Source organism: Candidatus Villigracilis vicinus (assembly GCF_016702885.1).
GTDB classification, from domain to species: Bacteria; Chloroflexota; Anaerolineae; order Anaerolineales; family Villigracilaceae; genus Villigracilis; species Villigracilis vicinus.
The window spans coordinates 60,040-72,546 of sequence record NZ_JADJDD010000010.1 but is presented as its reverse complement, the minus strand read 5'-3'; the positions used below and the strand labels follow the sequence as shown (position 1 = coordinate 72,546).

At 52.0% G+C, this 12,507-nt stretch carries 7 protein-coding genes; 6 read left to right on the top strand and 1 reads right to left on the bottom strand.

All coding sequences use genetic code 11. The features are described from left to right. Positions 1–60: 60 nt before the first annotated feature. Positions 61–1,131 (top strand): DUF2270 domain-containing protein, encoded by a 1,071-nt coding sequence (locus tag IPG80_RS10540; protein ID WP_345106216.1) that lies wholly within the window; start codon positions 61–63, stop codon positions 1,129–1,131. Between the two features lie 23 nt (positions 1,132–1,154). Here the strand turns inward: IPG80_RS10540 and IPG80_RS10535 are convergent, their stop codons facing one another. Continuing rightward, entirely contained in the window at positions 1,155–1,784 is a 630-nt protein-coding gene (locus IPG80_RS10535; RefSeq protein WP_345106213.1) for an FmdE family protein, read from the bottom strand. A 251-nt stretch (positions 1,785–2,035) separates the two neighbouring features. Between IPG80_RS10535 and IPG80_RS10530 the strand changes: the two genes are divergently transcribed. The 5 genes from IPG80_RS10530 to IPG80_RS10510 all read left to right on the top strand — a co-directional run bounded on the left by IPG80_RS10530 (position 2,036) and on the right by IPG80_RS10510 (position 12,441). Then, complete coding sequence (locus IPG80_RS10530) at positions 2,036–2,254, top strand: hypothetical protein (protein ID WP_345106210.1); 219 nt, start codon at positions 2,036–2,038, stop codon at positions 2,252–2,254. A gap of 331 nt (positions 2,255–2,585) precedes the next feature. Further along, positions 2,586–3,557: a hypothetical protein gene (locus IPG80_RS10525; protein ID WP_345106207.1), complete on the top strand. Its 972-nt coding sequence runs from the start codon at positions 2,586–2,588 to the stop codon at positions 3,555–3,557. Next, positions 3,557–9,166, top strand: a complete 5,610-nt coding sequence (locus IPG80_RS10520; RefSeq protein WP_345106204.1) for a pyridoxal phosphate-dependent aminotransferase — start codon at positions 3,557–3,559, stop codon at positions 9,164–9,166. The genes IPG80_RS10525 and IPG80_RS10520 overlap by 1 nt, the downstream gene beginning before the upstream one ends. Positions 9,167–9,658: 492 nt before the next feature. Next, the gene (locus IPG80_RS10515; RefSeq protein ID WP_345106201.1) at positions 9,659–11,074 is read left to right on the top strand and encodes a radical SAM protein; all 1,416 of its coding nucleotides are present in this window, start codon (positions 9,659–9,661) and stop codon (positions 11,072–11,074) included. Then, a complete protein-coding gene (locus tag IPG80_RS10510; RefSeq protein ID WP_345106199.1) occupies positions 11,065–12,441 on the top strand; it encodes a radical SAM protein in 1,377 nt (458 codons plus the stop codon). Before IPG80_RS10515 ends, IPG80_RS10510 begins: the two co-directional genes overlap by 10 nt. The last annotated feature ends 66 nt before the right edge of the window (positions 12,442–12,507 follow it).

Below are 12,507 nucleotides of genomic sequence, written 5' to 3'. Positions count from 1 at the left end.
GAAAATAGAATTAGCTCTTGGTAAGTCTGAGACGGTTCTTGATCCAGAAAGAAAAATCTAATGGCAGTAAAAAAATCCACAAGAGCAAAATCCAAACCAAAACAGGAAGAAGTCGCTGAAGAACCCGTATGGACGTATCGCGGATATAAACTCAAATCAGGTGAATTCGTCACGGCGATGGTGCATTTTTTTCGCGCCGAAATTCAGCGCGCCAATGTTTGGCGCACACGTTTGGATACGACCACGAACTGGGCTGTGGTGGTTACAGGTGCGACGCTTTCCATCGCTTTTGGGCAGTCGACGGTGCATCACTCAGTGGTGTTGTTGAACACTCTGTTGGTGTTGTGGTTTTTGTTCATTGAGGCGCGGCGCTATCGCTACTATGAGTTGTGGAGTTACCGTGTGCGGCTGATGGAGACGGATTTTTACGCCGCGATGTTGGTGCCGCCGTTTCATCCTTCACCTGAATGGGCAGAGAACCTTGCCGAGAATTTATTAACGCCTAGTTTCCCTATCTCCATGTGGGAGGCGTTCGGCAGGCGTCTGCGAAGAAATTATTACTGGATCTTTTTGATTCTGCTGGCTTCATGGGTGGCGAAGATCTATCTGTTTCCTGAGGCTCCAAAAGATCTGGCAGAATTTATGATGCGCTCGTCCGTGGGTCCTATCCCTGGTGAAATCATGATCGGATTGGGGATTATGTTCTATGTTTTTCTTGCCGTGTTTGCTGTTGCCACCATCAATATGACCAAGGCAACTGGTGAAATTCTTCCCCGCTTTGGTGACGAATCTGCACCGGCAGCCCCATCTGAACAGGGCAAGCCGAAAAATATACTTTCGTTGCTAATTCCTCGCCAGCGCCGCAGACAATTACTGGCTCTGATCATCACTGACAAAGCAGATGCCGTCTCCAATCGCATTCTCACGGACTTAAAACGTGGCGTGACTGCCATGCAAGGCAAGGGCATGTATACTGGCAAAGATCGTTCGATCTTGATGTGTGCCTTGACCATTACAGAAGTTCATAACTTAAAAACAGCTGTGGCAAAAGAAGATCTAAAAGCTGTGGTAATCGTCTCGCCTGCACAGGAAATACTAGGTGGTGGGTTTGCCCCACTGGATGGAAAATAAAAATCTTGGTGTAATGATTCCCATTATCCTTGGTTTTCTTTTTCTGCAAATTGAATGGGCGAACTACCAAGTGAAGAGCATCTATTCACTCGATAATAGCCCATTTTCGCACATGTATTACATATAATTACTCCCTCATGTAGAATACCCCGATCATTCATGATCTCTTCACCACACACACCACAAATAATGCGCATTCCAGGTCTTGATACGATTTTTTCAATCGAAGTAAGCAGCTCGACTTCTGTAAATGTGAACATCTCTTCATCCGGCATGGATTGATACGCCTGCATCTGGGCAAAATAATGGCGCGGCTCGTTCGGAACAAAGGCACTGGCACGTTCGCGGATATCCAGCCTCGGCGCAATACGAATTGTGTATCCCGTTCTCGTATCCACAAAGGTGACGGCGACCTTGCCGTAATCTTCCACACGCAGGGTGCGATGCCCGACCGTGCAGCCTGTTGCGGCGATGACTCCGTCTACAAAGCAGCCGTCTGTTTCAGAGATGATGAGCAGTTCCTTCTTTTTCGGTGGTTCCGTGAAGTTAAGCGCTTTCATGCCAGCCATGCCAATCCGTGCGCCAAGGATCTGGCGCGGACAAAGATGGTCGTGGTCTTGCATGGATTTTTCAAGGATTTGGGCAAGGTTCATGGAGATGTCCTTCAAACAGTAAATACTTTTATGCTTTCATCTTCAGTTATTTCGATGCGTAAGACCTGCAAAGGTTTCACTGCCGGACCATGCGTGACATTCCCTTGCGTATCAAAAGCAGAGTTGTGACAGAGGCAGGCGAAACCAGTTTTATTCGGTTCGAGAGTGCAGCCGAGATGAGTTGTAGGTCAGGCTCAGGGCGGTGAATCCGCTTTCGGTGTGGATGAGAAACGCGGGAACCTCTGTAATGGATGTGCGCGAGCCAGTGGATACTGATCCACGGAGCCGAGATCGAATTCCGTTTTTTGTTCAGGCGCGGGGGCGTACGAGAGAAAACGAAGCAAGCCGCCAAAGGTGAGCGCTCCACTCAGGTAAAGAAAGCCATAGGATTAAGAAATGCAAGCGTGAAAGCAATGTCATTCGGGTCGGTCAGCGTTTTGGTCAACGGAAATTCATCCAGCGTACCGTGACAGGTTTTGCCTTCACGCCAGAACCGATGGAGACTCCGACACTAACATCGTGATAGGTTGAAACAGGATCGTATCGCGTTATGTGTCAACTCTATATGATATTGCATCAGTACAAATCAAAAACTGTGGAAAGAATTCTTTCTGCAGTCTATGCTCGTCTGCGAAACATATACCCGTATACCGGGTTTGTACCCTGCTAGAATGATTTTGGTAACGCTGTAGGTTTCTTGCTTACTCTCAGGGATTACTAAACGCAGGTCACCTGATCTAAATCACTCGCAGTATAATGCAGCGAATTTTACGCCGAAAACAGACACAAGGAGTGTTTATTATGCAAATCGTTTTGATGATTATTGCCGCCGTAGTGGTGGTGGCAATTGTAGCTTTGTTGGTCTACGAATACCGCATTAGCCAGCCTGATGTATTGGTCCTGTACGAAACGAATGGACAGATCAAACTGCGCAAGGGTTTGTTCTTTCCGCGTCATTTTAGTCTGCCCATCAAACGCGCGACTCATCACTTACATCTGAAGATCGAAGCCACTGCCATCGGTAATTTGGGAGTGAACATCAAACTCGCGGCGTCGCTTGCGCCTTCGCTGGAAAATATTCAGGCGTTGATCCGCATCGGTGGTTGGGATAGTGAAGCGGTGGCGCGCGCCGCGGAAGAAGTCGGCGTGCGACTCGAAACGATGGTGAAACAATTCGCAGAAAAAGCGGAAATCCACGCATTGTCATCCACCGGGCTGTTAGCGCACCTGACCGAAAATTCTGCACAGTTCAAGGGAATTTTCGGTGTGGAAGTGATCTCCCTTGCTGTACAGTCCCTCGAACCCGTTGACCCCGAAATCGCGGACGCGCTCCGCCAGCAGGAACAGGCGCGCATCCTTGAGCAAACCGAACGTTTGAATAATCAAGCGCGCGTGACGGCGGCGAAGGTCAAATATCAGGCGGATGAAGAAATCGCGGAGATGGAACATAACCTCGAAGTGAAGAAATCCGAATTGAAGAAGACCTTGCTCGAACAGGAAAGCACGCTCGCGCAGCAAAGGCTCGAAGATGAACTGGCGCGCAATCGAATGCGCCTCGCGTTTGAAAAAGAAGAACTGGAAATTTTGAAGAACAACCCCGAGCTGTTGGTGTTGACGCCGCAAGCTGCGCGCCTCGCCGAAGCCAGCCAAAGTTTGAAGAATGCCCGCACGGTTATTTCACTCTCGCCACAGGAAGCGGCATCGGGTTCCGAATTGCTCAACTTATTCCAGTCCATGCTTCACAAGGCGCTGGAATCCAAGAATAAAGAATAATGCCCCAAACTGATCCCCTGGCTTTCTTCCGCCTGAAGCAGATTCGGGTTGCGCGGGTTTCGGAAATCAGCGAAGCCACGGCTGCTGCGCCTGTTCCGCCTGAGGAACGGGTCAATTTTCATATCGGGAATCCGTTGCAAGACGCGCGGCTCTCTTCCGCGTTCCTGCGCATCGCACTCGGACTCGACGTCAACCAGCAGGAGATAAATGATGCCGATCCTGACACGCTGTTGGAATACATGGGGTGGGAAAAATCTGAAAAGCCCAAACTTGAATTTTTGATTCGTACGATCCAAAAAAGCACGCCCTACATGCCGCGCGGCGGATACAACCGCAAAGCGCCGCACACGCTCATCAAAGCATTTGCCAGGTGGCTGGAGAATCAACAAGAGCCGCTGAAGTATGACTTCGGCGAGAAATCCGCGAGGCGTGAAGTGATCCTCGCTTCGGGCGGCATTGATGAAACGCTGCGCGTGATTCTATTTGCGATTGCAAATTATTTGCAGATCACACCCGCGCGGATCTTGTGTCATCGTTACACATTTCCGCAGGCGCTTATTGGCATTCCCAATTTGATGGTCGAGCAGTTATCCGATGATGAGCGCATCGCGCGTGCGGAGTTGGAACAGTTCGTCAATCAGCAGCCCGAAGTTCCCACCTTCATGTTGATCGGCGAAATCATGGGCGAAGAGACGCGTCGCATGTTGCGCTTGTTGAGTCTCGAACGTCCGTTGTTCTTCATCGAAGCGAACAACGCGCCCAACCATCTTTCCCTCGCACGTGAAGCAAAACTGGTCCAGCGCGTGATTCGTTTGCTCACACCCGGGATTTTTTCTCCGCGTCTTGATTCGCTTTCCACGATGTTTATCGCGGGCAATGCGGATTTTCTCAGCGTCATTGAGAATGTCCACTTTCAACTCAAAGGGTCGCCCTCTGCCTCAGAAGTGGAACTGCTCAACTTTTTACTTGAAAATAATTTAGCCGACCAGCAAAAAGACCTGCCAGCCGAAATCTTTGCGGATAAAACCTGGCTGGATGAACACGGCGAAGGCAGCATCGCTGAAGTGTTGCTGTCACAACTGGCAGCGCGGGCGGGGACGCGTCTTGAAGGGCGGATGCAATCGGGCGCACAGTCACTGGCGAACGCGCTCGCGATGCTCGACGAAAAAACAAGCCTCGTCAACCGCATCATGCAAGACCGCGCCCAGGGCGGGTTGGTGGATGAGTTTGCAGGCAGTTCAGCGCTTGAACTGCTGCAAGAGTTGATTGACAATGTGCATGACCTTGAATGGCAAAAGAAACTCCAGCAAAGTTTTCTGAGTGTTTTCACCAGGCACCAACCGCAATACAAACCCGAAGCCTGCATGGTGGCGAGCGGTTCATCGCGCACGGGACTGGGCTTGCTCGGCTTCCACTGTGGATTAACTGATGTGCTCATCACCGACTTGAGTTGGTCTTACGAGCAATGCTTCCCCAATGTTCACGTTATCCCGTTGACCAGCGACCTCGCGCTTGATGTGGACGCGATGATCGCCAAACTTAAACAGTTATGCCAGAACGATCCGCGCTGGATTCAGTATGGTTGTGTGTCCATCAATAACCCAAACAATGCCACCGGCAGAGTCTTTGCGGAAAACGATATTCGCAAACTGGTCGCGTATTGTTTAGAGCATCAGATCTACGTGGTGGACGACCTCTCGTATCAGAACGTCGCGCCGATCAACGGTTTGCCCGAGATCAAAACCGTGCGGCAAGTGGCGTCTGAACTTGTGCGCGAAGGACTCATCCACGAAGAGGATGCTGACCGCGTTATTACCGTCCACTCAATGTCGAAGACGGACTGTCTCGCAGGTGCGCGCCTTTCGGTGGTGGAAATCCGCGAAGACGCGTTACGCGAACGCTTTAAGCAAATTAACGATTTGATCCTGCCCAACCTCGCCGCAATTTTTATCTGCTATCTTTTCTATCGCGGACCCCTCGAAGCGGCGCGAACGTATTGGCGCCTGCGCAACATGCTCTTCATGGAACGCACACAAGCCCTGTTGACCGCCGTTGAAAATCTACCGTCTGACCGCAATCCGTTCGAACTCAATATCATTCCCCCAACGGGCAGTATGTATCCGCTTTTGCAAGTGGGACGTTTACCCTTCGGTTTGTCGCTCGATTGGCTGGCTTCGTCACTCGCACGGCGTGGCATTGGTCTGCTGCCACTGGCAACATTCGCCCGCACCGAAAAAGGGTTCGATACGGGACGCACGACCTTCCGCCTGACATTGGGCGGCATCGATCACGCCGATGTATTGCTTATTAAAACACGCCGCTTGTTGATTGACTTGAACCGTCTAATTGCCGAAGAAGACGCGCGTTATAACCGCAAACGGCTCTCGGTACAGATTCCATCCACGCGCAGTGATGCGCTCAGCGAACGGTTACGCCAATGGGATGAACTCAGTGGAAAAATGCTGAAACAGATTCAACAGAGTCCAGCCTTCGAGCGCGTCACAGATCTGCCGTCTGCCGATGGCAACCGTCTGCAAAAAGAGTTCGCCAAAAGTTACGCGCCTGAACGGTTGAGCATCTTCCGCAGACGACTGCTTGACCGCTCGCTCATCAGCGATGAAATGATGCGCCGCGCCACGCTTGAAAACAATTGGCTGCCGAGTCACCTTGACCGCGAGTTCATGAAAGATTCGCTTTCAAACCGTCAGCAATTATTTCAACAGCGCACGTACGACCGCACTGTGCATCCCACGCAAAAATATTCACTGAAAGCAGAGATGGCGTTCGACACGCTGCTCAACTCGTTGACCTTCCATCATGTTGTTGCGCCTGAAAACGTGGAAAGGGCAGGGCAAGCCCTGCTCGCTGAATTTCTAGGGAACAACGTCAGCATTGACTCGCAACTCGAAGCCGATGAGATCATCATGGATTTCGATGCGCTCATCGCGGGTGAAAATTATTCTGATCTCTTCGCTGAGAAGAAGATCGCTCCCTTCCTCTCCTTCTGGAGCGATTGGGACGGCAGCAATCGTCCGTCGGGGCAGGGGCATCGTCTCATCGCAGCGGCGGTGATGGAAAACATCCATCGCCTCGCGCGCATCCTGGAATTGCTGCGCCAGGCAAATCCGCGCCTCGTACTTGATCCCGAATTGCTGCTTGAATTGGAACGTCTGCCACTGCAAAGCCAGCGCTTCACCCAACTGTTGAACAGTATCACGCATCTTACTCATCAGTTGGAGCAACGCTATCGTGGTATTTTGCCGTTTGCGGTTGAGTCTTCACCGCTGGAACGTCTCGCATCGCAACTCCACTTGCGCCGCGATGCCACGCGCACCCTGTGGCAGCACAATGATCGCTACGAGAAAAAAATGATCGAGTTGCGCAGTCAACGCCGCGAGATGTTGGATAAATATTTCGCGCTGAACAAACGCTTGCGCAAGCAACTCCATGCGCTGATTCCGGAGATTCAAGCAAACCGTGCCGCGGAACCGCTCCTGCGCGAAGCGGTCGGCTACCGTGATATTTTGAAGCGTTTCGTGATTACGCCGCGCATCCATCAAGGGATGATCACCGCGCGCGATCAATTCGCCATCGAGACCACCGCATACAACATGCAGGAGATCAACGCCACCGCAGGCAAGTACGGCAACCCGGGCATGGCGCTGGCAATGCAAGTCAGCATGTCCACCAAGCCTGAGGCGTTCATCGCACTCGACCGAAAAATGATCAATCAGGCAGAGAAGGTCCGCCGCGAACACCCTGAGGCAGATCTGCCCGCGATCTGGATCATTCCGCTGTTTGAAGACCTCGACGCGGTTAGCGACATCCCACAATACCTTGACCGCATTTGGGACTACGCCGCACAGAGTCGTCACACTGATCAGACTCCGCAAAGCCGTTTTGGCGAATTGCTGCCCGAAGTGTTCATTGCGGGTTCGGATCTGAGTCAGCAGATCAGTCAGGCGAACGGCGCATTCCAATATCATAAAGCGAAATACAAAATGCAAGCATGGCTGGCGGAGCATGGCGTTGCCGAAGCGGTGCGCGTCAAATTGGGCAGCGGCGAACCGATGCAGCGCCAGGGCGGATATTATTCGCACGTGGCGGGTCAGCCCGCGTTTGTAGACCTCGATAGCCATAAGCGACGCCTGGCGCGTAACCTGCCCGAAGCCGCGCAAAAAAGTACTTCGTATGCAGTCACTCCGCTGCAAGGAGTTTTCCTCGGCGGTGATTTGCGCACCTTCCAAAGCTGCATCTCCGAAGAACTGCGCACACTGCCTGTGCGTGATTTTGCAGACTTGCACTATCACATCCGTGAAGCGCAGCAAGTGCATCGCCAGAATCTGTTACGCGCGGCAGAGACGCTCGCCGAGAGCCGATTGAACATGCAAAGCCGTAGTATGCAAGAACTCGAGCGGCTCACGATTGGCATGCCCGAAGCATTGTACGAAGGTTTCCTGCAAGAACTCACTGAACATTTCCGCCACATCCTTTATGGGCGACCTGAAGATGTGATCGGCATTCACATCATTTCCTATTTCATCGGGCGTTCGATGCCGCAACTGCGCGACCGTCCCACCTCGCGCCGCCGCGCCGTGGCGGGTGTGGATCGCGGACAGCAAATCATCGCCAATGTTGCGGAAATGATCCCGCTCTCGAAGCAAGGCACATTGCTCCGCGCCATTGCACATAATCAGGCACAGACCAGCGTGTTGGGCATCAACCAACTCACAACGGGCTTGTTCCGCGCACTGGAGTATTTCGCACAAAAAACGTTTGCGGATGCCGAGCGCGATAACATGATCGCGGAGCGCATTCTGCCGCGCCTGCCTGTGTATGAAATTCTGGAAACACTGCGCCTGTATCAAGATTGGCGCGGTGAATTCCTCAAACGTCTCGAGACCGCTTTCCCGGCTGGCAACAGTGTTTTTGTCGCGCTGCGCGAAGATCAGGATGCCATGCAGCGCTTCCTGCCGCTCTTCCAGCAGGAACTGCTGCGCCGCCACGGCTTGAACGTCAGCAACTTTATTGCGGATGGAGTCTTCATCCCCGATCTATTGCCCACGCTGCGTCCCGACCTCGCCGTGTTGATGCAGCGCAATTTGTTCAACACCGATATCGACAAGATGCTCGAAGGTGCGAGAGGAAAAATGGACGCCGATTGGCAGAAAGAAGTTTCCGCCTTACTCAAACAGCCTGAACAGATCCATTATTGGCGTTCGATCATTTGGGAGTTAATGGGCGACTCGATTTATCAGCGCGTGCAAAGTTTTACCGAACTCGCCACCGCGTTGCATTCCTTCTCCGCTACACGCTCCTTCGGCGCTTCGAGTTCCGCCGCGCGCGGACAAAAGATTCCGACCGCGCTGGCGGGCTTCATCCGCACCGCGCGCGCAGATGATGAAATGCGCCAGTTCCTCGTCGGCGCGATTGATTACCTGAGTTCCTTCACCGAAGGCAGCATCGAAATCCCCGTCAGCATCATCCGTGCAATGAACGATGTGGAACGCATTGCCGTGATCGAAGAAAGTTCCCTGCCTGCAGATAAGCAAGCCATGCTGCGTTGCTGCACGCTGCAGATCGCAAGGATCGCGGGTGATAACGGGTAAGCGTTCATTGCGCAGCACGCGGATTTTTTAAGATCTGGTAAAAAACATGTGTATTAAAAAACAAAACCTTCCAGGCATTTTCGCCTGGAAGGTTTTGTTTTGCACAATTATAGTTTTTCCACTTTGAGTTCTGAAGCTAACTCCTCTGCTCAGGAAGTTGCTGCTGCTGCGATCGAAGCTATCAAAGCCTTTAGCGCGAGCGCGTCATTTGGATGGAGGAGGGGAAAGTCCGCTTGAATGGTATGTCCAAAGAAGTGCAGGCTTCAATGCCGAAAATCCCGCTTTCATTGGGCGTGTCCCGCCGCGGTTTTAAGTTTTCGCACCTTCCTGTTTTTCTGAAAATATATCGAAACAGAATTATTATTTTCGACAAACCACAAATATGACAGTTTTTGGTAGTTTTAGCCAAGTTATGTCATAATATTGTGAAAATCCAAGCCTCGCTGAAAGTAGCGGGAGTTGCAGTGTTATCGAATCAGGAGACTGCTTCATATGAAGATCACACTTATTTCACCAAAAGGACCGTTGTACCGTCATCGTGGGGGGATTTTCAAAAAGAACCTTCGTTACGCGCCACTGACATTATCCACGCTTGCCGCCTATGTTCCGCCCGAGCTCAATGCCACAGTTGAGATTCTCGACGAAGGTATCGAAGATGTGGACTTGAACCTACAAACCGACCTGATCGGGATGACGGTCATCACCGGCTCGTCGCATCGTGCTTATGAACTCGCGGCTCACTATCGCGGACGTGGGATTCCCGTCGTGCTTGGCGGACCTCATATCACGCTGATGCCAGAAGACGCCCAGCCGCATGCTGACTCCATTGTTGTGGGATATGCAGAAGATACCTGGCCCCAACTCTTGCGCGATTTTGCCGCAGGGCAAATGAAGCCGCGCTATGATATGGCGCCTGATCTCAGCCTGGCAAACCGTCCCTTCCCGAAGCGTGAGTTGATGAAGAAGCAGCACTACCTCACCACGCATGTTTTCGAAGCGACGCGTTCCTGTGTGCACAGTTGCGAATTCTGCGTTGCGCCTGCTGCATGGGGTATTCATCCGTACTTCAAACCTGTTGAAGATGTGATCGCGGATATCAAACAGCACTGGGGGCGCAAGATCATCTTCATTGACCTGAACCTCATCTCGGATAAAGAATACGCCGCCCGTCTGTTCGAGGCGATGATCCCGCTTAAGGTGAATTGGTTCGGGTTGTCCACCACGCTTCTCGGTAAGGACGATGCGCTTTTATCCCTCGCCGCCCGCAGTGGCTGCACAGGTTTGCTGATGGGTTTTGAGTCCATTTCAACTGCCAACCTGCGCCAGACCAAAAAGGGATTTAACTCTCCTGACCAATACAAAGAACTGACACAGAAACTCCACAAGTATGGCATCACGCTCATGGCATGTTTCACCTTTGGTCTCGACCATGACACCACCGATGTCTTCATGCAGACTGCCAAATTTGCCATTGATGCAGGCATTGACCTGCCGCGCTATGCCATCGTCACACCTTTCCCGAATACTGGTTTATACAAACGCCTCGAATCCGAAGGACGCATTCTCACCAAGAATTGGGAGTTGTACGATGCCCAGCACGTTGTCTTCCAGCCCAAGTTGATGACGCCTGCCGAGTTATATGAAGGTCACGAAAAAGCCTGGAAGTACACCTACTCCGCCAGCGCCATGGCGACGCGTTATCTCAAATCGCGCATCCAAACTCCTGTGTGGTGGATCGCGAACATGGGCTATCGCTTCTACTCCCATCACCTCAAGGATTTCTACAACTGCGATTGGATCATCGGTCAACTTGACGAAAGACCCGTCAGCCCGGTCTTCATGCCTGAACCCGTGACTGAAATGGCACTGCCAATGGTGGATAAAGGGGATAACGCCCCATGCGGTTAACCCTCATTCATCCCTGCATCGGTCGCCGCAAAGACCAGCCCTATATTCGTCTCTGGCAAATGGAGCCGCTTCCGCCTGCTGCCATTGCCGGGCTTACTCCTGATGGGGTGGAGATCAAATTCTACGACGACCGCATGGAGCCCATCCCATACGACGAGCCGACCGATCTGGTCGGCATCAGTGTGGAAACATACACAGCGAAACGCGCTTATCAAATTGCCAGTGAGTATCGCAAGCGCGGCGTGCCTGTGGTGATGGGCGGTTTTCATGCCACGCTTTGCCCTGAGGAAGTCTCTCAATATGCTGATTCAGTTGTCGTTGGCGAAGCTGAGACACTTTGGGAAACCGTCCTCAAAGATGCGGAACGCAAAACGCTCAAGCCGTACTACCGAGCGGATTCCCGTCCCTCTCTTGCGCGGATGAAACCCCAGCGCCTCATTTACAAGGGTAAGAATTATCTGCCCATCGGCTTGGTCGAAGCCGGACGCGGATGCCACTTCGTCTGTGACTTCTGTGCCGTGCAGACCGTCTTCGGTCACACTCAAACCCGCCGCCCTGCCGACGATATCTTCACCGAACTTGAGCAACTGCGCGAAAAACCTCTCATCTTCTTTGTGGACGATAACATTACTTCCAATATGGCACAGGCGAAAGAGTTCTTCAAAGAATTAAAGAAGTTGAAGATTCGCTGGGTGAGTCAGGCGAGTATCAACGCCGCGCACGATGAAGAATTTTTACACCTCATCAAAGAGAGCGGATGCCAGGGAGTCTTGATCGGCTTTGAATCTCTCAACCCCGACAACCTCAAGAAGATGAACAAAGGTTTCAACACCATGCAGGGTGGATACGAAAAAGCGCTTGCAAATTTGCGCAAGCACAATATCCGTCTCTACATCACCTTTGTCTTTGGCTACGATGAAGATACCGAAGCCAGTTTCAAACAAACCGTGGACTTTGCCCTGCATCACAAGTTCTACATTGCCGCCTTCAATCACCTTACGCCCTTTCCAGGCACGCCGCTCTACAAACGCCTTGAACAGGACGGGCGCTTGCTCTTCGATAAATGGTGGCTGGATGATCGCTACTCGTACAACATGATTCCCTTCCAGCCTGCTCACATGACTCCCGAACGCCTGCAACGCGGATGTGTGGATGCCCGCGCCGAATTCTACAACTGGAGTAACATCTGGAACCGCAGCATGGATTCGGTCAACCGCTCCAGCGCATTGATGTGGTGGCAGTTCTATGGCATCAATGCCATGTTCCGCCGCGAGGTGCGTCAGCGTGATTACTATCCGCTGGGGGATGAGTCTTTTAGCGGAACCCTGCTCAAAGTCCGCGAACGAGGCGAGCCGATAAACTGGTAAAGACCTTAACCACAAAAGACACGAAGGGTCACAAAGGTTTTCCTTCGTGCTTCGTGGTAAAAAAAA